We start from the raw sequence: 25,957 nt of genomic DNA on the forward strand, positions 1-25,957 counted from the left end.
AGTCTTATCCTTCCAAAGCTTGACGCAAATCTTCAATCAAGTCCCTTGCATCCTCAATACCAATAGACAAGCGTAAAAGGTCATCTGTTAATCCATAAGAATGACGAACCTCTGCAGGAATGTCTGCATGGGTTTGAGTGGTTGGGTAGGTAATCAGACTTTCTACACCACCCAGACTTTCAGCAAAAGAGAATACTTTCAAAGTGTTTAAGATATGAGGGATACGCTTCTCATCTGCTACTTTAAAGGAAATCATTCCCCCGCGACCTGTATACAAGACTTCTTTGACTGCAGGTGATTGTTCCAAAAAGGCTACGATTTCTTGAGCATTAGCTGTTGAGCGCTCCATACGAAGTGACAAAGTTTTAAGTCCGCGAATCAATTGATAACTATCAAATGGTGACAAAACAGCCCCTGTCGTGTTGAGATTGTAAAAGAGTTTTTCGTACAAATCAGCATTATCTGTCACAACTACACCGGCTAGAACATCATTATGGCCTGCAAGGTATTTTGTCGCTGAATGAAGGACAATATCAGCTCCTTCTTCTATCGGGCGTTGGTAAATAGGGCTGTAGAAGGTATTATCCACCACAACTGTCGCCCCTTTAGCATGAGCTAACTTTGATAATTTTTCAATATCAAATTCCAACATCAAAGGGTTGGTTGGTGTTTCGATATAAAGTACATCCACATCCTTTTCTAGCTCGGCAATTAGCTCTTCTTCTGTGTTGGCATAGGTAAAGTGGAATCGTCCTTCCTGCTCCACTTGATTGAACCAGCGGAAAGAACCACCGTAAAGGTCACGGACAGCTAAAACCTTGCTTCCTACTGGAAAAACGCTAAAGGCTAACACAATCGCAGACATACCTGAACTAGTCGCCAAAGCATACTTGGCTGATTCAATAGCTGCCAAAACTTCCTCTGCCTTGCTACGAGTTGGGTTTTTGGTGCGGGTATAGTCAAATCCAGTTGATTGACCAAATTCTGGATGTTGATAGGTCGTTGAAAAGTGAATAGGTGTAACCAAAGCACCTGTTGCCTCATCAGACTTGATGCCTGCTTGGGCTAAAATTGTGTTGATGTGAAATGATTTGCTCATACTTTACCTCCAAATCTATAGTAACTATTGTACCACTTATTTTGGATCCTTCGTTTTCTTGTTTTCAAGAGCTAGTTATAGTTTCAAACTATACAAAAACGATAGCTTCCTTAGAAACTATCGTTTTTCCTGTTGAATAGACTGATTATTTAACGTGTTTAGCAAAATCTTCTTGGGCTTTTTTATTAGATTCTTCTTTTTCTTTCAGCCATTTTTGTCTAGCTTCTTCATACTCAGCTGTTGTGACAATCTTATCTTGCAATTTCACGTATTTGTAGGATTCAACACCCTTATTACCAGCTTGAGAGAAGGCGGCAGAGAATGGAACTGTTTTTCTCAATGTAGGTGTTCCACCTTTAGAAACGTTTGGAATTGCTAGAGAGCTATCCACCAACCAAGCTTGTGCTTCAGCGTATTTATCATAACGTTTGTTCAAATCTTGTTCAGCATTGGCTTCTTCCAACATCTTAGTATAGACATCCAAACCAACAGCTGTTGCTTTAGCATTGGTTGCTCCTGGTTCCAAACCAAGGTTTTGTAGTGAGCCACCACTTGTTAAGCTAAGAGTATCGAGGTAAGTTGATGGGTCTTGGTAGTCTGGTCCCCAACCACCGTTATAAAGGTCATAGTCTTTTTGTGCAGCTGTATTCGCTAGATAACCAATACTATCCATTTCCTCAGTAGTCAGCATTTGAATATCGATAACGACATTATCTGCACCTAGAACAGATTCAATAGACTGTTTGAAAGAACTTGCCTCTAACACCCCCTTCTTAAAGGTTTGGTCAACCGGTAAATCCAGGTGAATTGGGAATTGAACACCTTTGGCTTCCAATTCTTTCTTGGCTTGAGCAAAAACTTCTTTGGCCTTATCGGCATTGTAGTAAGCATCTTGGGCATCAGCGAAGTTCATATTTTGCCATACTTGACCGTAATTGACCATCTTAGAAGCTACGACATCACCAAAATCTTTACCATCAAGTGTTACAAATGATGGTGGAACGAGCAAGTTTCTGATAATCTTAGTTGCTCCATCTTCCCCTTGAGATTGGGCACCATAAGCAGTACGGTCATAGGCAAAGTTGATAGCCTGACGGAATGATTTATTCAAAACTGCTTCTTGTTGGGCTGTCTTTTCAGCATCAGTTGTTTTTGAAGTATGGTTATAAGATTGTCTATCTAGGTTAAAGTTATAATAGTAGGATGTCGCATCTTGCATGCTGTAAATAATATTATCTTTATTCTTTTCCTTAATTCCTTCAAAGCTCGAACTATTTGGATAGAGACGTGCGTAGCTATAAACTCCTTCCATGAAGTTACGTGCCAAGGCATCTTGGTCGCTTCCATCGTAGTAAGTCAACTTCACTTCATCTACGAATACATTTTTTGCATCCCAGTAATTTGGATTTTTCTTGTATTCCATGACAGATTTAGATGTGAATGATTTGAGAATAAATGGACCATTATACAAGATATTTGCTGGATCCACTTTACCGAAATCATCCCCTTTTGAGTTCAAGAAGTCTGCATTTACTGGGAACAGAATAGTCGCAGTTGTTTTTGAGTTCCAGTAAGTTTCTGGGTGAGTCAAGGTATATTGGACAGTTTGGTCGTCAATAGCCTTTACACCAACTGTTGAAAAGTCTGTTGTTTTTCCGTTGATATAGTCATCCAAGCCAGCAACAGAATCTTGAACTAGATAGAGAGCTTCAGATTTTTTATCCGCAGCATATTTCAATCCTGTCACAAAATCTTGTGCTGTCACTGGTGCATACTCTTCACCATCTGCTGTATACCATTTGGCGTCCTTACGAAGTTTGTAAGTATAAGTCAAACCATCTTGGGATACAGTCCAATCTTCTGCCAATGAAGGAATATAATTTCCATACTGGTCATTTTCCATCAAACCATCTACCAAGTTTGTCACAACATCACCTGTTGTTGCACGATTCTCTAAGAGATAGTTTAGACTAGATGGATCGCTACTATATACATAGTTGTATGTTTTAGTAGAACTAGCTGAGTTGCTACAAGCCGCCAATAGCAGACCTGCACTTAGGACAACGCCTGCTAACGTCAGATATTTTGCCTTAGACTTTTTCATAAACAGAACCTCCAAATTTAAATATTTGTATCATTATACAGCTATTGTTTTTTTTAGTCAAGTGATTTTATCTAATTTTTACCAAATTATAGATTTTTTTCTACTAATTTTATATTTTATCCTATTTTTTAAATAAAAAAATGAACAATTTAAACTTTTTCGGATAGAAAAGTTCAAATTATTCATTTTATTTATAAATTTTTATGATAATTTTAATCGTGCTCGTAACTGATTGGCTTTTTCCTGTCCAATAACCTTATCCAAGAGACGAGTATAGAGACACATAACTCCGTAAAGCCCGCCACCGATTGTACCAATTAAGGCGACATATAGGAAACTCCAGAAACGTCCAGTTGGTTGGAAGACAAATCCAATAATCCATTGCAAGAGTCCTACTAGAATAAACATAACTAGAGTCAAAATAGTAACTAAGATTGTTCTCTTCAGAATAATCTTTCGACGCGCACCTGTCACCTCACATATATCACGGTACATCAAAACATTTGGAATAATGAGTCCGATTGTTGTTGAAATTAAAGGGCCATAACTATGGAATATCGCTATTGATGGTATTTGAAGAATAATTTTGGCGATAGAACCATATACAAAATACAAGACTGCTTTGCGGTTACGAAACATCGCCTGAAGCATCGGCGACAAAACCATGTACAAACCTAGAATTGTTGACTGCAAGACTGCAAAGACAAACAAACCCATAGCCAAGCCATCTGGCTTACCGTAAAAGACTGTATAGAGGGGTTCACCTACCATAACTACACCAACCGTTGCTGGTAAGAGGAATAGGAAGAGCATGGTGATACTATCTTGAACTAGACGAGAAGCCGCTGGCAAATCCCCTTTGACATAGTTCTCAGTCAAGAGAGGCAGACCAACACTACCAATCGAAACTCCAACCGAAATCAAAATCATAGTGATTTTATTAGGATTGGCAGAGAAATAAGAAAACATGACAACTAAGTCTTCATTACTATAGTTGGTAAACCACTTCATGCTATTGATAAAGGTCATTTGGTCCAAGATTTGGAAAAGCTGAATAGCCGAACCAGTCAAGATAAAAGGAATTGCTTCCTTAATCGTATCAACCAAAAGACTCTTACTGTCAATCTTATCTCGTGTTTCAAAAACTTTTTGGAGCAATCCTTCCTTATAAAGGAAATAAAGTAAGACTGCAAAACTAGCTACCATTCCCACAAAAGCTGCAAAGGTAGATTGGGTAACAGCTGATAGATAATCCTTTGAACCGAGCTTCATGATGATAAAGGTTGCTAAGAGCATCCAAATGACACGGATAACCTGCTCAGCAATTTGACTCATGGCATAAGGTTTAAGATTATTCATCCCTTGGAAAAATCCACGGATAACACTCATAGATGGGAATATCAAGACAGCCCACGCTAAACTTTGCATAATTGGAATTAAGTCCTTACCGACTCCGGAAAGGTCCGCCAACCAAGGTGCAAAGAGGTATAAGATCAAGGCAAAGGCAAGTCCTAGCACAGTCATAAAGCCCAAGAAACTTCGAATCAGGGCAAAACTATGCTCTTCCTCATGCATGGTATTGTATTTAGCGACCTGCTTTGCGACCGCCACTGGGATACCTGCTGTCGAAATCAACAAGAACCAAGCATAGATATTGTAACCCATGGTAAAGAGACCATTAGCCTTAGCAGCATATGTTCCCATCCAAATATACCAAGGGATAATGTAAATAGCCCCGAGCAGGCGACTGATAAAGTTACTAGCTGTAAGCCAAGCAGTCCCGCGTAACATCTGGGCCTGCTGATGATTATTTTCGTTAGACATAACTTCCTCATTCAATTTTAATCACTAGGAAAAGTTCCTTATCTTCCATTATAAACTTTTCCTTGTTACTTGTAAAATTCAGACTTTCAGTTTACAATAGAAAGTATGATAAAGATTGAAACCGTATTAGATATTTTAAAGAAAGACGATCTCTTCCGTGAGATTATCGACCAAGGACATTACCACTATAATTTTAATGATGTAACTTTTGATAGCATCTGCTACGATAGCCGAAAAGCAAAAGATAATAGCCTATTTTTTGTTAAGGGAGCTGCTTTCAAGAAGGAATTTCTTCTTTCAGCAATCTCACAAGGACTCGGTTGGTATGTAGCGGAGCAGGATTATGAAGTAGGCATTCCTGTCATCGTTGTTAGCGATATTAAGAAGGCTATGAGTTTGATTGCCATGGAATTTTATGGCAATCCGCAGGAAAAACTAAAACTTCTCGCTTTCACTGGGACCAAAGGAAAAACAACAGCGGCATACTTCGCCTACAATATCTTAAATCAGCAACATCGTCCTGCTATGTTATCAACTATGAATACGACTTTGGACGGAAAAACTTTCTTCAAGTCTGCTCTGACAACACCTGAAAGCATCGACCTCTTTGATATGATGGCGCAGGCAGTTGATAATGGAAGAAGCCACCTGATTATGGAAGTTTCTAGTCAAGCCTACTTGGTGAAGCGAGTCTACGGCCTCACTTTTGATGTAGGAGTATTCCTAAATATCAGTCCTGACCATATTGGTCCTATTGAGCATCCAACCTTTGAAGACTACTTCTACCACAAGCGTCTCTTGATGAAAAATAGCCGAGCAGTTGTCATTAATAGCGATATGGACCACTTCTCTGTTCTAAAAGAACAAGTAGAAAATCAAGAACATGACTTCTACGGTAGCCAATCTGATAACCAAATCGAAAACTCCAAAGCCTTTAGCTTCTCAGCTACTGGTAAATTAGCTGATGATTATGACATCCAGTTGATTGGACATTTTAACCAAGAAAATGCAGTCGCTGCAGGACTTGCCTGCCTTCGTTTAGGTGCTAGTCTTGAAGACATTAAAAAAGGGATTGCTACTACTCGTGTCCCTGGCCGTATGGAAGTTCTCACTCAGAAAAATGGTGCAAAAGTTTTCATCGACTACGCCCATAATGGTGATAGCTTGAAGAAATTGATCTCAGTCGTTGAAACGCATCAGACTGGAAAAATTGCTTTAGTTCTTGGTTCTACTGGAAACAAGGGAGAAAGCCGTCGCAAGGACTTTGGACTTCTCCTCGATCAACATCCTGAAATTCAAGTATTTCTAACGGCTGACGATCCAAACTATGAAGATCCAATGGCCATTGCTGATGAAATTAGTAGCTACATCCATCGTCCTGTTGAAAAGATTGCTGACCGTGAGCAAGCTATCAAGACTGCGATGTCAGTTACAAGTCAAGAACTGGATGCGGTCATTATCGCTGGTAAAGGAGCTGACTGCTACCAAATCATCCAAGGTAAGAAAGAAGACTATCCTGGAGATGCTGCTGTTGCAGAACGTTATCTATAGTATATTTAAATAAGGCTAGGAAATATCCTAGCCTTATTTTTTTATAAAAATGAATCGTTCTTTATCAAATTCTACAGCCAACTCATATTTCCCATCTTCATTTTGAACGATGTAGCCTAATAAGACTAGACTATCAACAAAGATATCACGTCGTTTCTGTAAGAGCTGGTCTTTTTTGAGGAACTTGAGCAAAAAAGTAGTCATGTACTTGAGAGCATACTCAGGATTGACATCCCCTAAAATTTCATACAGTCTCTGCTGTTCTTCCGTTAGTGGATACTGGAACTTGACCTTGTAGAAGTAATTAGACAAGGTCATCTTTTCCCTGGCAAAATCGGTGTGCTCTTCTAGGATAGCTGCATTTGTTTGATTGCGCAATTCTGTCTGAAAATCTTTCTCCAGGATTTCTTGATAGATAGGACTATCATCCCTCACAAAGACTTCTTGGTCAAGTGCAAGAGATTCTGTAGATTCTAGAAAGGGAAGATTGAGATAATAGCGTTTGTTTTCTCTCAAAATCAAACCCGCTTTAATATATTCCTCCAAAAACTTATCAACTGGTATCTCTGGAAACTGAGCCTTGATTTCACGGAGGATCACATCGTCATGCTGATCAAGATAGTCAACCAAATCCTTAAAGAATGGCTGTCGCGTTAAGCGAGATGGATTAAAAATCTGAATCATAAAGATTCCTTTCTTTACAAACTAAAAGAGGAGATACTGCTAATTGACTGGGATTGGTCCCCGGTTGGTTCAGAGGCACAGGAAGCCCCAACTCTCGATAGTATTCTCTCCAGAAATCACTGATTTCCTGTGTATCATCCCCAAACTTCATGGGAATGGTCTCATAAATAGGGAGGATTTCTGCTACAAACTGGGAACAATAGAAACCATCTCCATCTGGATAAAAGGACGCATTGTAGGGAGCCCCTAAGAGACTCTCTGCTCGCTTTTTGACCTCTGCACCATCAATCTGCTCATAGTGATAAAGGTCATAGACTTTTCCAGCTTCAAAGAAGTCCTCAGGAGCCTGGGTAAGGACGCCACCTTCCACCGTGGCATGATAGACCTGTCCGTCCAAAAAGATGGCCACATGGCTATAGTGACCAGTAGACTCCTGGATGGCCTGTCCTATATCCGAATCATCTTTCACAAAAATCAAATCACCATTTTCTAACATACTTCTCTCCTAGCAAAAAAGGAGCCGAAACTCCTTTTTAACAATGGGCTTCCCCATCTATGATTATGCATTAAAGCTTTCAGTCAATTGTGGTACCACTTGTTTCTTACGTGAAACAGCACCTGGAAGGAAAGCGTGGTTGTTTTCAAGTTTGAAGTTAAAGGCTGCTTCTACCTTGTCCATATTAGCACCAAGAGCCAAAATTTCTGAGTTAGAGTTGACGATATCTGTAATCATCAAGACAAAGTCAGAGTAGCCGTTAGCTGCAATTGCGGCTTGGATGGCTGCTTCGATTTCAGCTTGTCGTTCCAATACTTCAGCAATATCAACTGTGTTCACTTGAGCCACACGGACATTGTTTCCATTGAGTTCAAATGTCTTGGCATCGATATCAATCAATTCTTCAGCAGATTTACTTGCCAAGTTGGTACCAGCCTTGAGCATGGCAAGACCGTATTCTTCCAAGTTCACACCAGCCAATTCAGCCAATTCAGGAGCAATGACTTTATCTGATGGGTGAGTGGTTGGTGATTTCAAAAGAAGGGTATCTGAAATCAAACCAGATAGCATCAAACCTGCAATTTCTTTTGGAACAGCTACACCATGTTCTTTGAACATGCGGTATACGATAGAAGATGTGGATCCAACTGGTTCCAAACGCATGTAAAGTGGGCTGGCAGTTTCAAAGTTAGCCACACGGTGGTGATCCACCACACCGTAAACTTCTACTTCAGCGATATCTGAAACAGATTGTTGGAATTCATTGTGGTCTGTTAAGATGACTTGCTCTGCATCTTCTGCTTTAGCAGATGTGATCACGCGCGGTGCGTCTACACCAAAATAGTTCAAGACGAAAGTTGTTTCTTCATTTAGAGTTCCAAGAGCAACCGCTTCTGTATCCAAACCGTAAGCTTCTTTTGCAAGGTAAGCAAAAGCTACAGATGAACCAATGGCATCTGAATCAGGGTTTTGGTGACCAAATACTAGAATCTTAGACATGATAATACCTCGTTTCTTTATTCTCTTTATTGTAGCATTTTTTTCAATTTTTGACAAAAATAAGAGGAGCCAAAGGACTCCTCATTACATATCAAAAGCATCGACTAAATTCTTATTTTGACTCTCTTTGAGATAATGTTCTTTTTGCATGCGAGTCTTGCGCTTGAAAAGAGCTTCAGCAGACATGGCCTCTTCCTTGCTGTCAAAACCTTCCGCAAAGATGAGTTTTACTGGCAAGCGAGCTCGTGTATACTTGGCTCCTTTACCGCTATTGTGCACGGCAATCCGTTTCTTCACATCTGTTGTATAGCCTGTATAGTAGGAATCATCACAACACTCAACCACATACATATAAGCCTTATGATCCATAGTAAATCTCTTGAATTTCCGGTGTATAAGTACCATCACTATTATGAACAATGAGTGGTGGTAAAACCTTAAAGCCACTAGTGGAGCCGTCCTTGATAGCTTCAATCAAAAGCATATTAGCTTCCTTCTCCCGTTTAGGATAAACAAATTGCAGACGTTTTGGAGCCAGATTATGCTGTTGGAGCGTAGCTAAGATATCTAATAATCGATCAGGACGATGAACCATTGCCAAACGCCCATTTGATTTGAGAATACTCTGGGCACTACGACAGATTTCCTTAAGATTGGTTGTAATTTCATGCCGAGCTAAAAGGTAATGCTCACTTTCGTTCAGATTAGAATTTGGATCCACTTTAAAATAAGGCGGATTGCATAAAATCAAATCAACCTTGCTCCCCTGAATGTGACTAGGCATATTCTTCAAATCATCACAGATGACCTGCATCTGTCCGTCCAGCCCATTTAAACGTACTGAGCGTTCGGCCATATCAGCAAGACGTTCCTGAATTTCTACAGATAGAATTTTAGCTTTGGTCCGGCTACTGGCAAACAATCCAACAGCTCCATTGCCCGCACAGAAATCTACTATCAAACCATTTTTCGGAAAACGAGGAAAGCGTGACAAAAGTACACTATCCACCGAATAGCTGAAAACCTCACTATTTTGAATAATCTTGATATCTGTAGAGAAGAGTTGATTAATGCGCTCTCCTGTTTTTAATAATTGTTCTTCGTTCATACTTCCATTATAGCAAAATATAATAACATCACAATGATTTGAGGGATATCAATTACTGTTTTTCTTTAAATGTTCCAAGGCTTCTCGTGTCCAAACAGGCATCATGCGACCAAGCGGCGCGAATCCATGTTTGATGCGATCATTCGAAAAACGTCTCCGTCTAGGAAGTTGATGTTTTTCTTCTTCCAAGGTACGAATGGAAAGGCTAGCCTTCCCTGTATATTCGTCAAAATCTACTACTTGTACCTGGACCTCATCACCGATTTTTAAAACCTCGTAAATATTCTCGATAAATCCTGTCCGAATCTCCGAAATATGAATCAGTCCTGTCACTCCTGTTTCTAACTCAACAAAAGCTCCATAGGGCTGAATCCCAGTAATACGGCCATTTAGCTTATCACCGATTTTCATTTTAGTCCTCAATTTCAATAGTTTCAATTACGACATCTTCAACTGGCTTGTCCATTGCACCTGTTTCGACACCTGCAATTGCATCCAGAACTTCGTAAGAAGCTTCATCCGCAAGTTGACCGAATACAGTATGACGACGGTCTAGGTGAGGAGTTCCCCCTTGTTCTGCATAAATCTCCGCAATTGGCTCTGGCCAACCACCACGAGCGATTTCTTTCTTAGAATATGGCAAGTGTTGATTCTGCACGATAAAGAACTGGCTACCATTTGTATTTGGCCCAGCATTAGCCATAGAAAGTGCTCCACGGACATTGTAAAGTTCTTCTGAAAACTCATCCTCAAATGACTCACCATAGATAGATTCACCACCCATACCGGTTCCAGTTGGGTCTCCACCTTGAATCATAAAATCTTTAATAATACGGTGGAAAATCACACCGTCATAGTATCCATCTTTTGACAGAGCAATAAAGTTGGCTACTGTTTTTGGTGCGTGATCAGGGAAAAGTTTGATACGCATATCCCCATGATTTGTCTTAATAGTCGCAATTGGACCTTCTACTGCTTCAATGTTTACTTGTGGAAAATGTAATTCTTTTTCTACCATACCAAATCCTTCTAAGGCATCAAAGATGCCATCTTCTTCTAATGTTTTTGTAATATAATCTGCTTTTTCTTTGATTTTTTCATGAGAAATCCCCATAGCAACACTAATGCCTGCATAATCAAAGAGTTCTAAATCGTTAAGACCGTCCCCAAAAACCATAACGTTTTCAGGTTTTAAACCTAATTGGTCTACCACTTTGGCAACTCCAGCTGCCTTAGAACCGGAAATCGGCACCACATCTGACGAATGTTCATGCCAGCGTACCATACGCAAAGTCGATGCTAAAGCATCAGGCAATCTCAGGTCATCTCCCTGGTCCTCAAAGGTCCACATCTGATAAATATCTTCTTTTTGGTAAAAATCAGGGTCCACCTCTAAATCAGGATAAATCGGGTCAATAGCCTGGCTAATCATCTCTGTTCGCCTTGATAGTTTAGCAGCATGACTTCCCACCAAACCATAATCAATCCCAACTTCTTTGGTCCAAGTAATATACTCTTCAACCTTATCTTTAGCAATTTTGTTACTATAAATGACATTGCCCTTTTTGTCCTCAATATAAGCACCATTCAAGGTTACAAAGAAATCAGGTTTGAGGGCTTTAAGCTCTGGGACGACACCAAAAATACCTCGACCAGTCGCAATTCCTGTCAAAATTCCTTTATCAGGTAATTGTTTAAAGGCTGTTGGAATAGTGCTTGGAATAAAGCCAGTCTTTGAATTTCGTAAAGTATCATCTATATCAAAAAAGATAATCTTAATCTTCTTAGCCTTGTATCTTAACTTGGCATCCATTATAATACCTCCTTCAATTCACTCTTTCCATTATACCATAAAGTAGAGAAATCCCACATCCCCAATAAAATCCTTGTCTCTTATCCGAATTCCTTTACTAGATACAAAACCAAATCATCATTATTTTGGCTAGTTGCATTCATTTCCAAGGGTTGATTTCGATACCAGACACCTGTCCCATCTGGAATGTAGCCCCGTCTGATATACAATCTCTGAGCAGGGCCATAGCCTAAGTGCAAACCTACACCAAGAGTGACCTTACTCGAAACAAACTTGACTCGTTTTTCTGCTTCTTCTAGCAGTTGATTCCCAATCCCTTGATTTCGAAAAGGCTCAAAGACATTAAAATCTGATAATTCTGGATAGACTTCTGCAAAAGGACCATGTTTAGCAGAGGGCAAAATGGTAACATAGCCCGCTACAGCACCATCAATCTCTGCAACTAAGACTTCTCTCTCCCCACTTTCCTGTTCCAGGAAATATCTAGCTAAAATTTCCTCTCTACCAGGCCAACCCTGATTCATAAATCCATGAGATAAGGATTCAATATCAGACTTAATCATATTTCTAATCGTACAATTCATCTTTGACTTACCCACCTTTACTCTTTCTATTACAATTATAGCACGTCGAGGTCAGAAAAAAACTATCTCGTGAAAAAAGACCCGTAAGGGTCTTAATTCGCTTTCTTATTTCCGAGCTCATGAAAAAGAGGTCCAACCGGACCTCAACTCGCTCTCACATTTCAATGCTCATGAAAAAAAGACCCGTAAGGGTCTTACTCGCTCTCTTGTTTTCAAGCTCATGAAAAAGAGGTCCACTGGACCTCTTTTTTTAATCTTCGTTTACGAAAGGCATCAAAGCCATTACGCGAGCGCGTTTGATAGCTGTTGTTACTTTACGTTGGTTTTTAGCTGAAGTTCCAGTTACACGACGTGGAAGGATTTTCCCACGTTCTGAAACGAAACGGCTAAGAAGCTCAGTATCTTTGTAATCAACATATTCAATTTTGTTTGCTGCGATGTAATCAACTTTTTTACGGCGTTTGAATCCGCCACGACGTTGTTGAGCCATGTTTTTTCTCCTTTATAGTATTAATTGTCCATTAGAATGGTAAATCATCATCTGAAATATCCAAAGGATTGGTTGATCCAAATGGATTTTCATCACGTGAAAAGTCTGGTACTGAATTTGTAGCTGCTGCATGATTCGCAGTTGGTGCAGAATAAGCTCCACCACTTTGTCCTTCACGAGCACTACGGCTTTCCAACATTTGGAAATTCTCAGCTACGACTTCTGTCACGTAGACACGTTGTCCTTGCTGGTTATCGTAACTACGAGTCTGAATACGACCTGTAACCCCAATAAGTGAGCCTTTTTTAGCCCAGTTAGCAAGATTTTCAGCCTGTTGGCGCCACATAACGACATTGATAAAATCAGCCTCACGTTCGCCATTTTGACTCTTGAATGTACGGTTTACTGCAAGAGTAAAAGTCGCAACTGCTACATTTGATGGGGTATAACGTAACTCAGCGTCACGTGTCATACGCCCTACAAGTACAACATTGTTAATCATAATCTACCTTCTTACGCGTCAAGTTTGACGATCATGTGACGAAGAATGTCAGCGTTGATTTTTGAAAGACGGTCAAACTCTTTAAGAGCTGCGTCGTCGTTTGCTTCAACGTTAACGATGTGGTAAAGTCCTTCACGGAAATCTTGGATTTCGTATGCAAGACGACGTTTTTCCCAATCTTTTGATTCAACAACAGTTGCACCGTTGTCAGTCAAGATAGAGTCAAAACGTGCTACCAAAGCGTTTTTCGCTTCTTCTTCAATGTTTGGACGAATAATATAAAGAATTTCGTATTTAGCCATTGATATGTTCCTCCTTTTGGTCTAATGACCCCAAGCCTTTGCAAGGGGTAAGTGAGGTTTGCTCACAATAAACTATTATACTAGAAAAAAGTTTTTTTCGCAAGCTTAAAGTAAGTTATATTTTTCTTTTTAGAGTTTTTTTGCAGAAGTTTTTGTAATTTCATCTACGAGAATATTTTCATCCTCAAATTTCTTTTTCAATGATGAAAGATCAATGCTTCCCTCAATTTGTACTTCAATAACAATTTTACCATCCTTACGTGGAATGTTAACAGTATGAGAGATATTAAGATTTTCTTCAACGATTAAAGAAACTATCTTACCTAAAACTCCAACTTCATTTTCTGTGATAAAACGAACACGGATTCCCTCTTCACCATAACCAGCGATTTCAAGAAAGGCACTGAATACATCACGATCTGTAATGACTCCATACAATTGTCCATTGTCAACAACTGGCAAAATTCCAATCTTATTTTTAAGCATGAGATAAGTTGCATCTTCTAAACTTGCATAGCCTGAGACAGTAACAACATCTCGAATCATGACGTCTTTTACTTTTGTCTTATTAAGTAGATAATTCATCTCGAAGATTGAAAGACTAGTCGCTTTTGAAGGACTAGCTTCAGCGATTGTCCCTTCTGTTACCAAGCCTACTAATTTATCATTCTCAATAACAGGGAGACGGTGCAAGCCTTGTTCGCGCATCAAATCTGCTGCGTGTGCAACAGTTGTATCAGGACTGATATAAACGACCTTGCGTGTCATAAAATCTTTAACTGCCATAGGAAATCTCCTTTATGTTTATAGTTTTATTATACACTTTTTACGGAAAGCTATCAAACGCTTTCATTTCTTTTTCAAGATTCAGAAAAATCTGAAGGAGTTTACGAAAAAGAGCTCAACTTAGAGCCCTTAATCTTATACTTATGTAGATTGTATGATTGCTTTGCAATCTTTATCCGCCGACTAAAAAGGTCCCCCAGACTAGATGTTAATTGCTGACGCAATTTTTATCCGCCGACTAAAAAGGTCCCCCAGACCTTTTTAGCCACCTAGATATGCTTTTCTGACTTCGTCTGATGCTGCGAGTTCTTTTCCTGTTCCTGATAGGACAATCTTTCCTGTTTCAAGAACATATCCTCGGTCAGCGATAGCTAGTGCTTTATTAGCATTTTGCTCAATCAAGAGAACTGTTGTTCCTTGTTTTTGAATATCTTGGATGATATCAAAAATTTCTTGGATAAAAATCGGAGCAAGACCCATTGATGGTTCATCTAATAAAAGTAGTTTAGGCGTTGACATGAGTGCACGTCCCATGGCAAGCATCTGCTGTTCACCACCAGATAGAGTAGCCGCATCTTGATTTTTACGTTCTTCCAAACGAGGGAAACGAGAGAAGACTTTCTTCAAATTTGCTTGATTCTCTTCACGATTTTTCTTAAGAAAGGCTCCCATCTCCAAGTTTTCCAAAACAGTCAAACCAGGGAAGACATGACGTCCTTCTGGTACTTGAGAAAGTCCTGATGCCACAATCTTTTGCGCAGGCATCTTTTGGATTTCTTGTCCCAAAAATTCAATTCGACCAGAGCTTGGACGAACAAGGCCTGATAGGGTACGAAGGATAGTTGTTTTACCAGCACCGTTAGCACCGATAAGAGAAACAACTTCCCCTTCATTGACTTCAAAGCTCACATCACGTACAGCTTGAATCATGCCGTAGTGTACTGAGAGGTTTTCAACTTTTAACATAGACATTAGGCTTCACCTCCAAGATAAGCTTCGATAACTCGTTTATTGTTCTTGATTTCATCTGGTGTCCCATGAGCAATCAAACGACCGTACTCAAGTACGTAGATACGTTCAGTGACTTCCATGACCAAGTTCATATCATGTTCAATCAGCATGATAGTGATCTTGAATTCATCCTTGATGCGACGAATCAACTCAGTCAATTCTGCAGTTTCTTGTGGGTTCATACCTGCTGCAGGCTCATCCAAGAAGAGGATTTTAGGTTCAGTGGCAAGGGCACGAACAATTTCCAAACGACGTTGTTGGCCATAGGCTAAGTTTTTAGCTAAGGTTTCAGCATCACCATCTAAATCAAAGATTTTTAGTAATTCTAAGGCTTTAGCTTTTAATTCTTTTTCATTCTTATAAAAAGCTGGTAAACGCAAGAAACTTGCAAAAACATGTTGTTTGTGATGGTTACTAAATGCAATAAGAACGTTATCCAAAACTGTCAAGTCTTTAAAGAGACGAATGTTTTGGAAGGTACGCCCTAAACCAAGAGATGCGATTTTATAAGGTTGCTTACCATTTAATAAGTGGCCATCTAAGGTTACTGTTCCTTCGCTTGGTTCATAAACTCCTGTCAGCAAGTTGAAAAGAGTTGTTTTCCCAGCTCCGTTCGGTCCAATCAAGCCAACAAGTTCACCTTCGTTCAATTCTAGAGTTACATCTCCAACAGCAGTCAGACCACCAAAATGCTTGGTTAACTGTTTTACTTCAAGTAATGCCATTAGTTTTGTCCCTCCTTCTTACCTTTTTTAAAGAGTCTTGATAGGCTCAATTCCCAGGTTCCAAGAAGACCACCTGGTCTGAAAATCATAACGAGTACCAAGGCCAAAGCATAGATAATCATACGAACGCTAGCCACATCTTGAAGGAACATATTCAAAATACCAAGAACAATCGCAGCGACAATTGCTCCTGTAATTGATCCCAAGCCACCAAATACAACGATAATTAAAACGTTGATAGAGTTGATAAAGCTATAATCTTTTGGCACAACAGAACCGATAAATCCTGCTTGAAGGGAACCTGCAATACTTGCAGTCATAGCTCCAAAGACAAATGCGATAATTTTGATTTTTGTTGTATTGACCCCGACAGATTCAGCTGCAATTTCATCTTCACGAACAGACAAGGTTAAACGACCGATTGGACTACGAAGGAAATTCAGCGTTGCAAGTGTCGTAATCACGGCAAAAATGTATACCATTTGCCAATTAGTAAAGTTTGGAATACCAAGGATACCAGCAGCTCCGTTTGTTAAATCACCACCATTGACGATTAGGATACGGATAATTTCAGCAACCCCAAGTGTCGCAACTGCAAGGTAGTCCCCCTTCAAACGAAGGGTAGGAATTCCAACGACCAAGGCAACCAAACCAGCAATGATAGCACCAAGCAACATAGCTCCAAAAAAGGCACCATAAGTTGGAGATTTAGAACCAATAATGGCTGCTGCATAGGCACCGATAGCCATGAACCCAGCATGTCCAAGAGAAAATTGACCAGAAAAACCAACGATAAGGTTAAGTCCTACTGCAAGAATAATATTGATACCGATTTGTTCTAAAATCTGAATATGGAAAAGGTTTAAAATACCAAACGAAACTAATAAGCTAATCACACCATATCCAAGCAACAAAAGGAGCAACCAGAGAATATTAACTTTTAAATTTTCTTTCATTGTTTACACCTTCTCTTTCACATTCTTACCAAGGATACCAGCTGGACGAACAATCAAGATCAATAGCAAGATTCCGTACACGATAGCATCACGGAAATCTGACATTCCGAAGGCTGTTGCAAAAGTTTCCAATAGTCCGATTACAAAACCTCCAAGAGCTGCACCAGGAATAATACCGATTCCACCTAAAACGGCAGCCACGAATGATTTAATACCCGGAGTCATTCCCATCAATGGTTCAAGAGAGTTGTAGTAAAGGGCAATCAAGACACCTGCTGCACCAGCCAGAGCTGAACCTAAGGCAAAGGTGAAACTGATTGTACGGTTTACGTTGATCCCCATTAACTGAGCTGCATCACTATCTACAGATACGGCACGCATGGCTTTCCCCATTTTTGTTTTTTGCACGATGAGTTGCAAAAGAATCATCAAAACAATCGAAACCGTCAAAATCAACAATTGAATATTTGTTAGACTGATTGGACCCAAGTCATAACGAACTGTTTGGATTGCTTGAGGGAAGGCACGTGTATTGGCACCTACTAGATAGACCATTCCATACTCAAGCAAGAAGGATACCCCGATAGCAGTAATCAATACAGAGATACGAGTTGAATGTCGGAGTGGACGGTAGGCTAGAAACTCGATGATAACACCGAGAATTGCTGAACCAATCATGGACAAAATTAAGGCTAAAAAGAAATTTAAATGGAGGGCATTAATCAAGAAATAACCCATGAAGGCACCCATCATATAGATATCACCATGGGCAAAGTTAATAAGCTTGATAATTCCATAAACCATAGTATAACCCAGGGCTAGCAAGGCATAGACACTACCCAAGATTAAACCATTGACAAGTTGTTGAAGCATATGGTTCACTCTTTCTAAGTTTTATTTTTAGGATTTTATAAAAAATAATCCCTTTATAAATACCGAAACAGGGAGTGAGTAAAAGCTCATTCCCCATTTACGATATCTATAAAATTATGGTTTTACGACTTCTGCCGCATCTACTTTACCATTATTCATGGTCATCATGAAGGCTGTTTTCACAGTGTTATGATCTGCATCAAAGCTTGTTTGACCTGTAACACCTTCGAAGTTTTGTGTTTTAGCAAGATTGTTCTTGATATCAACTGAAGTTTTTGCACCTTTTGCTGCATTAGCTACAAGGTAAACTGAGTCATAAGCAAGAGCTGCAAATGTTGAAGGATCTTCGTTATATTTTGCACGATAAGCTTCAAGGAAGGCTTTTGCTTTATCTGAAACATCAACAGTAGTTGAGAATCCTGAGATGAAGTAGATATTTGATGCGCGTTCAGCAGTTGCTTGTTGAACAAATTCTGCACCGTTAAATCCGTCACCACCGATGATTGGCTTATCAATTCCCATACCACGAGCTTGGTTTACAATCTTACCAGCTTCTGTGTAGTAACCTGGCAATACGATTGCATCAAAGTCTTTATCTTTGATTTTTGTCAAAGCTGCTTGGAAGTCTGTATCACCTGATACAAATGTTTCATCTGCTACGATTTCACCTGTGAATGAATCACGGAAAGATTTTGCAATACCTTTAGCGTAGTCACTTGAGTTATCTGTATACAAGACCACTTTCTTAGCGTTCAATTTGTTTGAAACGTAGTTTGAGATGATTTTTCCTTGGAAACTATCTTGGAATGTTCCGATGAAGAGGAAATCTTGACCTTTTGTCAAACCATCTTGAGTAGCACTTGGAGAAATCAATGGGACTCCAGCTTGTGTAGCATTTGCTACTGCCGCTGCAGTTGCACCTGAAGTCGCAGGTCCTACGATAGCTGCTACCTTAGATTGAGTCACAAGGTTTGTTGAAACAGAAGCAGCTTCAGCAGTTTCAGATTTGTTATCTTTGTCGACTACTTCGATTTGTTTTCCATCGATACCACCTGCTGCGTTGATTTCATCAACTGCAAGTTGAGCACCCTTTTGCTCAGAAGTACCGTAAGATGCTACAGCACCAGTTTCTTCGAAGTTGAAACCAATTTTTACAACTTTTTCATCGATTGGGTTACCAGTTGTGTTTGAAGCTCCTGACTTCACTTCCCCACAAGCTGCTAAAAGAGCTGTACTTGCAAGAGCTACAAGTGACAATGCAAATTTTTTCTTCATGTTTATCTCCTTTTAATGTTCAATTTAAATTACATGTTAAGAATATACCGAATTATCAGAAAATTGTCAACAAGTTTCTCTCACTTTTTAAATGATAACGTTTTCGCTAGTTTTATATAGGTTCCCAACGAAAGGAGTTTCCAATTCTTGGATATGACAAACTCTCACTTTCTTGATAAATTTCTCTTTTCCTAAACGATTTACCAGCTCTTCTACTTCCTCTGTTGGGACATAAAGTTGTAGGTAACGATGTTTTTTTGAGTGGTAACAAATATCACCATAATTTGCGAGTTTTTTAGCATCGCGATTATAGTATAAATAGATAATCAGACCAGACCGATTCTCTTTTTGAAACATAATTCAACTTCCTTCTAACAATCTTCCTTCTATTATATCAAAAAAAACAAGCTCAGTCGAGCTTGCTTTAATAGTTTAATTCAAAGAATTATTAGCCATAATTTCGTCAATAAAACCGTAGTCAAGAGTTTCTTGAGCGCTCATCCAGTAATCACGTTCAGCATCTTTATGGATTTGCTCAACAGATTTGCCAGAGTTATCTGCTAGGATTTGCTCCAAAGTTTTACGAGTTTTAAGTAAGTGTTCAGCAGCGATGGCCATATCAGTCTGCTGAGTACCACCACCTGTACCACCCATTGGTTGGTGAATCATGTATTCTGCATTTGGAAGCATGAAACGTTTACCCTTTGCTCCACTTGATGCAATGACAGTCCCCATTGAGGCTGCCATTCCCATAACGATAGTTTGGACATCTGCCTTGATAAAGTTCATAGTATCAACGATTGCCAAACCAGCTGATACAGAACCTCCAGGAGTGTTTACATAAAGGTAAATATCTTTTGTACTATCTTGGGCATCCAAGAAAAGCAATTGGGCGATAACTGAGTTTGCCATATTGTCTTCGACTGGTCCAGTCAACATGATAATGCGGTCCTTAAGAAGACGTGAGTAAATGTCATACGAGCGTTCTCCACGACTTGTTTGTTCAATAACTACAGGAATCATTCATTTCTCCTTTTGATTTCTAATTTCTTTATTAATAGGATTATTATATATCTTTGGTCAAAAAAGGTCAAATTTTTGCTCTATCCTACTAACAGATACAAAAATTCAACCTCCTTTCAAAACTAAGACTAGGCTTTAGTCTCAATATCACTTTAGAATCTTATTTTGTTCCGAACAAGCGGTCTCCAGCATCTCCAAGACCTGGAACGATGTAACCATGTTCGTTCAAGCGTTCATCCAAAGCTGCTGTAAAGATTTCTACATCAGGGTGTGCTGCTTGAAGTGCCTTCACACCCTCTGGAGCTGATACAAGGCAGACAAACTTGATGTTTGAAGCTCCACGTTTTTTGAGGGAGTCAACAGCCAAAATCGCTGATCCACCTGTTGCAAGCATAGGATCAACTACAAAAATTTGACGTTGGTCAATATCTTCAGGTAATTTTACCAAGTATTCTACTGGTTGAAGGGTTTCTTCGTCACGGTACATACCAATGTGACCAACTTTTGCTGCTGGAACCAAACTCAATAGTCCATCAACCATACCAATACCTGCACGCAAGATTGGGACAATTGCCAATTTTTTACCAGCCAACTGTTTTTGAACTGTTTTTGTAATCGGTGTTTCGATTTCTACATCTTCAAGTGGAAGATCACGAAGCACTTCATATCCCATCAACATGGCAATCTCGTCTACTAGTTCACGAAAAGCTTTTGTAGAAGTGTCAGTGCGACGCAAGATTGATAATTTGTGTTGAATCAGTGGATGATTAATAACTTCAAGTTTTCCCATTTTCTGAATTCCTTCTTTCAATTTATTCTTCTTATTATACCAAAAAATGGTTTAAAAATCTTTCTAAACCATTTATTTTTTTATAACTCTAGATCAAATCTGCTGCTTGAAGAGCTGCTTGAACTGTCTCAAGTGGCAAATGTGTTAATTCTGTCCCTTTTTCTTGATAAAGGTATTGGGCATAATCGTCCATGCGATATTGATTAATATAAACCACACGCTCACATCCTACTTGTAGTAACTGCTTGGTACAGTTAAGGCATGGAAAATGAGTGACATAGGCTGTGAAACCTTTTGGAACGCCACGCTCTGACCCTTGTAAGATAGCATTCACTTCTGCATGAAGAGTGCGGACACAGTGGCCTTCAATCACCAGACAGTCATGATCGATACAATGCTCTGTTCCTGATACAGAACCATTATAACCTGTTGAAATAACCTTGTTATCCTTGACTAAAACTGCTCCTACCTTGGCACGTTTACAGGTTGAGCGATTGGCAATCAATAGGGCTTGAGCAGCAAAATACTCATCCCAAGCTAGTCTTTTTTCTGTCATAGCATTTCTCCTCATGTTTTATTTTTTGAAAAATGGCAGGCGTAGATCTGCGATTTTTTCAGCAGGAACCTTCATCCCATCCTTGATCCATTTAAGCAAGACCGATACGATGGCCGAACTCCAAAAAGAATGCAGGTAAGAGCTGACTCCTTTTGATTTTCCATAGTATTTTTCTAGAAATTCTTGCATGGCTTGCACAAAGATTTTTTCTAAGTGATAGTCTAGGGCAAGCTGAATAACTTTGGCTTCTTTCTTGGCTTCTCTAAAGAGGTGAACCCATACGAGATAAAGGTCTGTTTTAACATCGTAATGACTCAATTGCTCCATGATGTTATGAACGCTACGTTTAAAGACACTTTCTAAAATCTCTTCTTTTGAATCATAGTTTCGATAAAAAGCTGCACGAGAAACGCCAGCACGCTTGACTAACTCAGAAATGCTAATCTTGGCCAACTCCTTTTTCTCCAAGAGTTGCAAAAGAGCTGTTTCAATCGCTTCTCTGGTTAGCAAATTAGATTCTTGATTTGATTTTCTAAGGTTTTCAAGCGATTTTTCAGATATTTTACGTTCAGACATAACAATTTCTTTCTACTTGTGACAACAGAGAGGTACTACTTTTGTTTCAAGGGCTTTCATGATATAATTGTAAAAAAAGACAGAACCTTTGTCAATGTATAAGTGATAAAGATGGAGAATTTCTATGACTTGGAAGATTGTAGCTGACTCTGGTTGTGATTATCGCCAGCTGGAAAACCTTGCTTTTGATACTGAATTTGTCAGTGTTCCCTTAAAGATTCAGGTAGCAGATCAAGTCTTTGTCGATGATGCCAATCTGGATATCGATAAGATGATGGAAACTATGTATGCGACTTCTGAAGCTTCAAAATCAGCCTGCCCTAGTCCTGATGATTACTTACGAGCATTCGAAGGTGCCAAACATATTTTTGTAGTGACTATCACTGGAACTCTCTCTGGTAGCCACAATAGTGCTCAATTAGCTAAGAATATCTATCTCGAAGAACACCCTGATACTCAGATTCATGTCATCGATAGCTTATCAGCTGGTGGGGAAGTTGACCTAATCGTCGAAAAGATCAATGATTTGATCAAACAAGGACTTTCTTTTGAAGAAGTCGTTGAAGTGATTACTACTTACCAAGAAAAAACGAAGTTGTTGTTCATTCTTGCTAAAGTGGATAACCTGGTTAAAAACGGTCGATTGAGTAAGCTTATCGGTACAGTTGTCGGGCTCCTCAATATTCGTATGGTTGGTGAAGCAAGCGAAACTGGAACCTTGGAACTCCTCCAAAAAGCTCGTGGTGCTAAAAAGTCCCTTCAGGCTGCCTATGAAGAGTTGATCAAAGCTGGCTATGCTGGTGGGCGTATCGTCATGGCTCACCGCAGCAATGAAAAATTCTGCCAACAGCTCTCAGAGCTCTTACGAGAAAAATACCCACAAGCTGACATTAAAATCATCCCAACTTCTGGACTCTGCAGTTTCTATGCGGAAGAAGGCGGGCTTCTCATGGGATATGAAATTAACTAAGATTATAAGCAACAAGAGATGCCAAGCATCTCTTGTTTTTTATGGTACAATAGAGCTATGAAACATTTTGATACTATTGTCATCGGTGGTGGACCTGCTGGCATGATGGCTACGATTTCCAGTAGTTTTTATGGTCAGAAAACTCTACTCATCGAAAAAAATCGAAAACTTGGGAAAAAATTAGCTGGAACTGGCGGTGGTCGCTGTAACGTGACTAACAACGGAACTCTAGACGATCTACTCGCTGGCATCCCTGGAAATGGGCGATTCCTATACAGTGTCTTCTCACAGTTTGATAACCATGATATCATTAATTTTTTCACGGAAAATGGTGTTAAACTCAAGGTTGAAGACCACGGACGTGTCTTCCCAGTCAGCGATAAATCGCGAACCATAATCGAGGCTCTGGAGAAGAAAATTACGGAACTAGGCGGGCAAATTGCCACTCAAACAGAGATTGTTTCGGTTAAAAAGATAGACGACCAGTTTGTCCTTAAGTCCGCAGACCAGACCTTCACTTGTAATAAACTCATCGTCACAACAGGTGGTAAGTCTTATCCTTCGACTGGTTCGACTGGTTTTGGTCACGAGATTGCCCGTCATTTCAAACACACCATTACCGAACTTGAGGCTGCTGAAAGTCCCTTATTGACAGATTTTCCGCACAAGGCCTTGCAGGGAATTTCGCTAGACGATGTGACTCTCAGTTATGGCAAGCACGTCATTACTCATGATCTGCTTTTTACCCACTTTGGTTTATCTGGTCCCGCTGCTCTGCGTATGTCAAGCTTTGTCAAGGGTGGCGAAATCCTATCTTTAGATGTCTTGCCACAACTTTCTGAAGGCGACTTAATAAATTTTCTAGAAGAAAACCGTGAAAAATCCTTAAAAAATACCTTGAAATCTTTGTTGCCAGAACGCTTGGCAGAATTCTTTGTCCAAGGATACCCTGAAAAAGTTAAACAGCTAACTGAAAAAGAACGGGACCAACTTATCCAGTCTATCAAGTCCCTCAAGATTCCTGTAACAGGGAAGATGTCCCTTGCCAAGTCCTTTGTGACTAAGGGAGGGGTCAGCCTCAAGGAAATCAATCCTAAAACGCTAGAAAGTAAATTGGTTCCTGGACTTCACTTTGCTGGCGAGGTACTAGATATCAATGCCCACACAGGTGGCTTTAACATTACTTCCGCCCTCTGTACCGGATGGGTGGCAGGAAGTCTACATTATGATTAAACTTTAAAGTAAGAAATCGGCAGAGATTACTCCGCCGATTTTTTTACAATGTAAAGTTTTGCTTTTAGACCCAATATCTTATCAAGAAAAACGAAAATCGCTTTCTTGACAGGTTTCAGAAAACATGATAGGATAATCAAGTCTATCAATCAAATAAAAGGCTCTTAAAGAGCAATTGAGAGAGGGCTATTTGACAACTCAAGTAGCCTTTTCTTATTTTAAAAATAGATTGGAGTTTTAACGATGTCTGAAAAATCGCAATGGGGCTCAAAACTGGGCTTCATCCTTGCATCTGCTGGTTCTGCTATTGGCCTTGGAGCTGTTTGGAAGTTCCCTTATATGACCGCTGCCAATGGTGGGGGAGGTTTCTTACTGGTCTTTCTTATCTCGACAATTTTAATTGGTTTCCCTCTTCTACTGGCTGAGTTTGCCCTTGGTCGAAGCGCTGGCGTGTCAGCAATCAAAACTTTTGGAAAACTTGGCAACAATCACAAGTACAACTTTATTGGTTGGATTGGTGCCTTTGCTCTTTTCATCCTTCTCTCATTTTATAGTGTCATTGGGGGTTGGATTCTGGTATACCTTGGTATCGAGATTGGAAGATTATTCCACCTAATCGGAAATGGAGATTATGCCCAGCAATTCTCGTCCATCATTTCTAATCCAGTTATTGCTTTAGGAGCCCAAGCAGCCTTTATCTTCTTGAACATTTTCATTGTTTCACACGGCGTTCAAAAAGGTATTGAAAGAGCATCAAAGGTTATGATGCCCCTACTTTTTATCATCTTTGTCATTATTATCGGGCGTTCTCTTAGCTTGCCAAATGCTATGGAAGGCGTCGTTTACTTCCTCAAACCTGACTTTTCAAAACTAACAAGTGCTGGACTTCTCTATGCACTGGGTCAATCTTTCTTTGCCCTATCTCTTGGAGTTACAGCCATGCTGACCTACGCTTCCTACCTAGACAAGAAGACCAATCTGGTCCAATCAGGAATGTCTATCGTAGCCTTGAACATCTCAGTTTCTATCATGGCGGGACTTGCGATTTTCCCTGCTATGTCAGCCTTTAATATCCAATCTGAAGGTGGACCAAGTCTCCTCTTTATTGTTTTGCCGCAACTCTTTGACAATATGCCTTTTGGTACTATTTTCTATATTCTCTTTCTCTTGCTTTTCCTCTTTGCGACGATAACTTCCTCAGTCGTTATGCTTGAGATCAATGTTGGTAACATCACCAACCAAGACAATCGTAAGCGTGCTAAGTGGAGCATGATTTTAGGGGTATTGACTTTTGTCTTTGGTATCCCTTCGGCCCTATCCTATGGTGTGATGGCTGATGTCCATATCTTTGGAAAGACCTTCTTTGACGCTATGGATTTCTTGGTTTCCAACCTCCTTATGCCTTTCGGTGCTCTCTGCTTGTCCCTTTTTACAGGCTTTATCTTTAAAAAAGCACTCGCTATGGAGGAATTGCATCTTGATGAAACACCATGGAAACAAGGACTTTTCCAAGTCTGGCTTTTCCTTCTTCGTTTCATCATTCCAATTATCATCATCGTGGTCTTTATCGCCCAATTTATGTAAATACAAAAAAAGGACTTGAGAATATCTCTCAAGTCTTTTCTTT

The 25,957-nt window shown here is 39.7% G+C and carries 29 protein-coding genes; 4 read left to right on the forward strand and 25 right to left on the reverse strand.

Features of this window, described 5'->3' with window-relative positions; translation table 11 throughout:
• Nucleotides 1-4: 4 nt before the first annotated feature.
• From KBU52_RS03810 to KBU52_RS03820, 3 genes are all read right to left on the reverse strand, one after another.
• Nucleotides 5-1,099 carry a cystathionine gamma-synthase gene (locus KBU52_RS03810; RefSeq protein ID WP_254724380.1) on the reverse strand — a complete coding sequence of 365 codons (1,095 nt, stop codon included), beginning with the start codon at nucleotides 1,097-1,099 and terminating at the stop codon, nucleotides 5-7.
• Nucleotides 1,100-1,244: 145 nt separating this feature from the next.
• Nucleotides 1,245-3,203 carry a peptide ABC transporter substrate-binding protein gene (locus tag KBU52_RS03815; RefSeq protein WP_254724381.1) on the reverse strand — a complete coding sequence of 653 codons (1,959 nt, stop codon included), beginning with the start codon at nucleotides 3,201-3,203 and terminating at the stop codon, nucleotides 1,245-1,247.
• 201 nt (nucleotides 3,204-3,404) lie between these two features.
• The gene (locus KBU52_RS03820; RefSeq protein ID WP_025170332.1) at nucleotides 3,405-5,027 is read right to left on the reverse strand and encodes a polysaccharide biosynthesis protein; all 1,623 of its coding nucleotides are present in this window, start codon (nucleotides 5,025-5,027) and stop codon (nucleotides 3,405-3,407) included.
• A 105-nt stretch (nucleotides 5,028-5,132) separates the two neighbouring features.
• Here KBU52_RS03820 and KBU52_RS03825 point away from each other — a divergent pair, with 105 nt between their 5' ends.
• Nucleotides 5,133-6,578 carry a UDP-N-acetylmuramoyl-L-alanyl-D-glutamate--L-lysine ligase gene (locus tag KBU52_RS03825; protein WP_254724382.1) on the forward strand — a complete coding sequence of 482 codons (1,446 nt, stop codon included), beginning with the start codon at nucleotides 5,133-5,135 and terminating at the stop codon, nucleotides 6,576-6,578.
• A 33-nt stretch (nucleotides 6,579-6,611) separates the two neighbouring features.
• On the opposite strand, the gene KBU52_RS03830 is transcribed toward KBU52_RS03825, so the two are convergent.
• From KBU52_RS03830 to KBU52_RS03935, 22 genes are all read right to left on the reverse strand, one after another.
• Nucleotides 6,612-7,262, reverse strand: coding sequence for a DUF1803 domain-containing protein (locus KBU52_RS03830; RefSeq protein ID WP_254724383.1), 651 nt, complete (start codon nucleotides 7,260-7,262; stop codon nucleotides 6,612-6,614).
• Nucleotides 7,246-7,758 carry a YiiX/YebB-like N1pC/P60 family cysteine hydrolase gene (locus tag KBU52_RS03835; protein ID WP_254724384.1) on the reverse strand — a complete coding sequence of 171 codons (513 nt, stop codon included), beginning with the start codon at nucleotides 7,756-7,758 and terminating at the stop codon, nucleotides 7,246-7,248. The genes KBU52_RS03830 and KBU52_RS03835 overlap by 17 nt, the downstream gene beginning before the upstream one ends.
• Nucleotides 7,759-7,821: 63 nt before the next feature.
• Complete coding sequence (locus KBU52_RS03840; protein ID WP_254724385.1) at nucleotides 7,822-8,757, reverse strand: manganese-dependent inorganic pyrophosphatase; 936 nt, start codon at nucleotides 8,755-8,757, stop codon at nucleotides 7,822-7,824.
• Nucleotides 8,758-8,841: 84 nt separating this feature from the next.
• The gene (locus KBU52_RS03845; RefSeq protein ID WP_254724386.1) at nucleotides 8,842-9,126 is read right to left on the reverse strand and encodes a GIY-YIG nuclease family protein; all 285 of its coding nucleotides are present in this window, start codon (nucleotides 9,124-9,126) and stop codon (nucleotides 8,842-8,844) included.
• Nucleotides 9,116-9,865: a tRNA1(Val) (adenine(37)-N6)-methyltransferase gene (locus KBU52_RS03850; protein WP_006151401.1), complete on the reverse strand. Its 750-nt coding sequence runs from the start codon at nucleotides 9,863-9,865 to the stop codon at nucleotides 9,116-9,118. Before KBU52_RS03850 ends, KBU52_RS03845 begins: the two co-directional genes overlap by 11 nt.
• Nucleotides 9,866-9,913: 48 nt before the next feature.
• Nucleotides 9,914-10,276 carry a S1 RNA-binding domain-containing protein gene (locus KBU52_RS03855; RefSeq protein WP_004252382.1) on the reverse strand — a complete coding sequence of 121 codons (363 nt, stop codon included), beginning with the start codon at nucleotides 10,274-10,276 and terminating at the stop codon, nucleotides 9,914-9,916.
• Between the two features lies 1 nt (nucleotide 10,277).
• Complete coding sequence (locus KBU52_RS03860; RefSeq protein ID WP_254724387.1) at nucleotides 10,278-11,678, reverse strand: bifunctional Cof-type HAD-IIB family hydrolase/peptidylprolyl isomerase; 1,401 nt, start codon at nucleotides 11,676-11,678, stop codon at nucleotides 10,278-10,280.
• An 80-nt stretch (nucleotides 11,679-11,758) separates the two neighbouring features.
• Nucleotides 11,759-12,262, reverse strand: coding sequence for a GNAT family N-acetyltransferase (locus tag KBU52_RS03865; protein WP_004244450.1), 504 nt, complete (start codon nucleotides 12,260-12,262; stop codon nucleotides 11,759-11,761).
• Nucleotides 12,263-12,512: 250 nt separating this feature from the next.
• Nucleotides 12,513-12,752 (reverse strand): 30S ribosomal protein S18, encoded by a 240-nt coding sequence (gene rpsR, locus KBU52_RS03870; RefSeq protein WP_000068664.1) that lies wholly within the window; start codon nucleotides 12,750-12,752, stop codon nucleotides 12,513-12,515.
• Between the two features lie 31 nt (nucleotides 12,753-12,783).
• Entirely contained in the window at nucleotides 12,784-13,254 is a 471-nt protein-coding gene (gene ssbA / locus KBU52_RS03875; RefSeq protein ID WP_254724388.1) for a single-stranded DNA-binding protein SsbA, read from the reverse strand.
• Nucleotides 13,255-13,265: 11 nt separating this feature from the next.
• A complete protein-coding gene (rpsF, locus tag KBU52_RS03880; RefSeq protein WP_002896497.1) occupies nucleotides 13,266-13,556 on the reverse strand; it encodes a 30S ribosomal protein S6 in 291 nt (96 codons plus the stop codon).
• A gap of 129 nt (nucleotides 13,557-13,685) precedes the next feature.
• Nucleotides 13,686-14,342 carry a CBS domain-containing protein gene (locus KBU52_RS03885; RefSeq protein WP_006148127.1) on the reverse strand — a complete coding sequence of 219 codons (657 nt, stop codon included), beginning with the start codon at nucleotides 14,340-14,342 and terminating at the stop codon, nucleotides 13,686-13,688.
• Nucleotides 14,343-14,603: 261 nt separating this feature from the next.
• Complete coding sequence (locus KBU52_RS03890) at nucleotides 14,604-15,314, reverse strand: ABC transporter ATP-binding protein (protein WP_006151996.1); 711 nt, start codon at nucleotides 15,312-15,314, stop codon at nucleotides 14,604-14,606.
• Nucleotides 15,314-16,078, reverse strand: coding sequence for an ABC transporter ATP-binding protein (locus KBU52_RS03895; protein WP_195184155.1), 765 nt, complete (start codon nucleotides 16,076-16,078; stop codon nucleotides 15,314-15,316). Before KBU52_RS03895 ends, KBU52_RS03890 begins: the two co-directional genes overlap by 1 nt.
• Nucleotides 16,078-17,034 carry a branched-chain amino acid ABC transporter permease gene (locus KBU52_RS03900; RefSeq protein WP_195184154.1) on the reverse strand — a complete coding sequence of 319 codons (957 nt, stop codon included), beginning with the start codon at nucleotides 17,032-17,034 and terminating at the stop codon, nucleotides 16,078-16,080. Before KBU52_RS03900 ends, KBU52_RS03895 begins: the two co-directional genes overlap by 1 nt.
• 3 nt (nucleotides 17,035-17,037) lie before the next feature.
• Nucleotides 17,038-17,907: a branched-chain amino acid ABC transporter permease gene (locus KBU52_RS03905; RefSeq protein ID WP_004252371.1), complete on the reverse strand. Its 870-nt coding sequence runs from the start codon at nucleotides 17,905-17,907 to the stop codon at nucleotides 17,038-17,040.
• 114 nt (nucleotides 17,908-18,021) lie between these two features.
• Nucleotides 18,022-19,182 (reverse strand): ABC transporter substrate-binding protein, encoded by a 1,161-nt coding sequence (locus tag KBU52_RS03910; RefSeq protein ID WP_195184153.1) that lies wholly within the window; start codon nucleotides 19,180-19,182, stop codon nucleotides 18,022-18,024.
• 87 nt (nucleotides 19,183-19,269) lie between these two features.
• Entirely contained in the window at nucleotides 19,270-19,539 is a 270-nt protein-coding gene (locus KBU52_RS03915) for a YlbG family protein (protein WP_004252368.1), read from the reverse strand.
• A 75-nt stretch (nucleotides 19,540-19,614) separates the two neighbouring features.
• Nucleotides 19,615-20,205 (reverse strand): ATP-dependent Clp protease proteolytic subunit ClpP, encoded by a 591-nt coding sequence (gene clpP / locus KBU52_RS03920; protein ID WP_004252366.1) that lies wholly within the window; start codon nucleotides 20,203-20,205, stop codon nucleotides 19,615-19,617.
• A gap of 160 nt (nucleotides 20,206-20,365) precedes the next feature.
• Entirely contained in the window at nucleotides 20,366-20,995 is a 630-nt protein-coding gene (upp, locus tag KBU52_RS03925) for a uracil phosphoribosyltransferase (RefSeq protein ID WP_004252365.1), read from the reverse strand.
• A gap of 88 nt (nucleotides 20,996-21,083) precedes the next feature.
• Nucleotides 21,084-21,551, reverse strand: a complete 468-nt coding sequence (locus KBU52_RS03930) for a cytidine/deoxycytidylate deaminase family protein (RefSeq protein WP_254724389.1) — start codon at nucleotides 21,549-21,551, stop codon at nucleotides 21,084-21,086.
• Between the two features lie 18 nt (nucleotides 21,552-21,569).
• Nucleotides 21,570-22,127, reverse strand: coding sequence for a TetR/AcrR family transcriptional regulator (locus KBU52_RS03935; protein ID WP_004252362.1), 558 nt, complete (start codon nucleotides 22,125-22,127; stop codon nucleotides 21,570-21,572).
• A 124-nt stretch (nucleotides 22,128-22,251) separates the two neighbouring features.
• Between KBU52_RS03935 and KBU52_RS03940 the strand changes: the two genes are divergently transcribed.
• The 3 genes from KBU52_RS03940 (at nucleotide 22,252) to KBU52_RS03950 (ending at nucleotide 25,914) form a co-directional block, all read left to right on the forward strand.
• Nucleotides 22,252-23,097 carry a DegV family protein gene (locus KBU52_RS03940; RefSeq protein WP_254724390.1) on the forward strand — a complete coding sequence of 282 codons (846 nt, stop codon included), beginning with the start codon at nucleotides 22,252-22,254 and terminating at the stop codon, nucleotides 23,095-23,097.
• Between the two features lie 57 nt (nucleotides 23,098-23,154).
• Nucleotides 23,155-24,330 (forward strand): NAD(P)/FAD-dependent oxidoreductase, encoded by a 1,176-nt coding sequence (locus tag KBU52_RS03945; RefSeq protein ID WP_254724391.1) that lies wholly within the window; start codon nucleotides 23,155-23,157, stop codon nucleotides 24,328-24,330.
• Between the two features lie 243 nt (nucleotides 24,331-24,573).
• Nucleotides 24,574-25,914 (forward strand): sodium-dependent transporter, encoded by a 1,341-nt coding sequence (locus KBU52_RS03950; protein ID WP_254724392.1) that lies wholly within the window; start codon nucleotides 24,574-24,576, stop codon nucleotides 25,912-25,914.
• Nucleotides 25,915-25,957: the final 43 nt, after the last annotated feature.

This window comes from Streptococcus sp. 9.1(2021), assembly GCF_030466425.1.
Lineage (GTDB): Bacteria > Bacillota > Bacilli > Lactobacillales > Streptococcaceae > Streptococcus > Streptococcus wuxiensis.

What these genes read in the sequence shown, in the direction of transcription:
- KBU52_RS03940 (WP_254724390.1), top strand. Translation starts at nt 22,252, where the DNA reads ATGACTTGGAAGATTGTAGCTGACTCTGGTTGTGATTATCGCCAGCTG.
- KBU52_RS03835 (WP_254724384.1), bottom strand. Translation starts at nt 7,758, where the DNA reads ATGTTAGAAAATGGTGATTTGATTTTTGTGAAAGATGATTCGGATATA.
- KBU52_RS03950 (WP_254724392.1), top strand. Translation starts at nt 24,574, where the DNA reads ATGTCTGAAAAATCGCAATGGGGCTCAAAACTGGGCTTCATCCTTGCA.
- KBU52_RS03825 (WP_254724382.1), top strand. Translation starts at nt 5,133, where the DNA reads ATGATAAAGATTGAAACCGTATTAGATATTTTAAAGAAAGACGATCTC.
- KBU52_RS03830 (WP_254724383.1), bottom strand. Translation starts at nt 7,262, where the DNA reads ATGATTCAGATTTTTAATCCATCTCGCTTAACGCGACAGCCATTCTTT.
- clpP (WP_004252366.1), bottom strand. Translation starts at nt 20,205, where the DNA reads ATGATTCCTGTAGTTATTGAACAAACAAGTCGTGGAGAACGCTCGTAT.
- KBU52_RS03930 (WP_254724389.1), bottom strand. Translation starts at nt 21,551, where the DNA reads ATGACAGAAAAAAGACTAGCTTGGGATGAGTATTTTGCTGCTCAAGCC.
- KBU52_RS03945 (WP_254724391.1), top strand. Translation starts at nt 23,155, where the DNA reads ATGAAACATTTTGATACTATTGTCATCGGTGGTGGACCTGCTGGCATG.
- KBU52_RS03815 (WP_254724381.1), bottom strand. Translation starts at nt 3,203, where the DNA reads ATGAAAAAGTCTAAGGCAAAATATCTGACGTTAGCAGGCGTTGTCCTA.
- KBU52_RS03855 (WP_004252382.1), bottom strand. Translation starts at nt 10,276, where the DNA reads ATGAAAATCGGTGATAAGCTAAATGGCCGTATTACTGGGATTCAGCCC.
- KBU52_RS03915 (WP_004252368.1), bottom strand. Translation starts at nt 19,539, where the DNA reads ATGTTTCAAAAAGAGAATCGGTCTGGTCTGATTATCTATTTATACTAT.
- KBU52_RS03885 (WP_006148127.1), bottom strand. Translation starts at nt 14,342, where the DNA reads ATGGCAGTTAAAGATTTTATGACACGCAAGGTCGTTTATATCAGTCCT.
- KBU52_RS03850 (WP_006151401.1), bottom strand. Translation starts at nt 9,865, where the DNA reads ATGAACGAAGAACAATTATTAAAAACAGGAGAGCGCATTAATCAACTC.
- rpsF (WP_002896497.1), bottom strand. Translation starts at nt 13,556, where the DNA reads ATGGCTAAATACGAAATTCTTTATATTATTCGTCCAAACATTGAAGAA.
- KBU52_RS03840 (WP_254724385.1), bottom strand. Translation starts at nt 8,757, where the DNA reads ATGTCTAAGATTCTAGTATTTGGTCACCAAAACCCTGATTCAGATGCC.
- KBU52_RS03810 (WP_254724380.1), bottom strand. Translation starts at nt 1,099, where the DNA reads ATGAGCAAATCATTTCACATCAACACAATTTTAGCCCAAGCAGGCATC.
- KBU52_RS03890 (WP_006151996.1), bottom strand. Translation starts at nt 15,314, where the DNA reads ATGTCTATGTTAAAAGTTGAAAACCTCTCAGTACACTACGGCATGATT.
- KBU52_RS03935 (WP_004252362.1), bottom strand. Translation starts at nt 22,127, where the DNA reads ATGTCTGAACGTAAAATATCTGAAAAATCGCTTGAAAACCTTAGAAAA.
- upp (WP_004252365.1), bottom strand. Translation starts at nt 20,995, where the DNA reads ATGGGAAAACTTGAAGTTATTAATCATCCACTGATTCAACACAAATTA.
- KBU52_RS03895 (WP_195184155.1), bottom strand. Translation starts at nt 16,078, where the DNA reads ATGGCATTACTTGAAGTAAAACAGTTAACCAAGCATTTTGGTGGTCTG.
- KBU52_RS03820 (WP_025170332.1), bottom strand. Translation starts at nt 5,027, where the DNA reads ATGTCTAACGAAAATAATCATCAGCAGGCCCAGATGTTACGCGGGACT.
- KBU52_RS03910 (WP_195184153.1), bottom strand. Translation starts at nt 19,182, where the DNA reads ATGAAGAAAAAATTTGCATTGTCACTTGTAGCTCTTGCAAGTACAGCT.
- KBU52_RS03860 (WP_254724387.1), bottom strand. Translation starts at nt 11,678, where the DNA reads ATGGATGCCAAGTTAAGATACAAGGCTAAGAAGATTAAGATTATCTTT.
- KBU52_RS03905 (WP_004252371.1), bottom strand. Translation starts at nt 17,907, where the DNA reads ATGCTTCAACAACTTGTCAATGGTTTAATCTTGGGTAGTGTCTATGCC.
- ssbA (WP_254724388.1), bottom strand. Translation starts at nt 13,254, where the DNA reads ATGATTAACAATGTTGTACTTGTAGGGCGTATGACACGTGACGCTGAG.
- KBU52_RS03865 (WP_004244450.1), bottom strand. Translation starts at nt 12,262, where the DNA reads ATGAATTGTACGATTAGAAATATGATTAAGTCTGATATTGAATCCTTA.
- KBU52_RS03845 (WP_254724386.1), bottom strand. Translation starts at nt 9,126, where the DNA reads ATGGATCATAAGGCTTATATGTATGTGGTTGAGTGTTGTGATGATTCC.
- KBU52_RS03900 (WP_195184154.1), bottom strand. Translation starts at nt 17,034, where the DNA reads ATGAAAGAAAATTTAAAAGTTAATATTCTCTGGTTGCTCCTTTTGTTG.
- rpsR (WP_000068664.1), bottom strand. Translation starts at nt 12,752, where the DNA reads ATGGCTCAACAACGTCGTGGCGGATTCAAACGCCGTAAAAAAGTTGAT.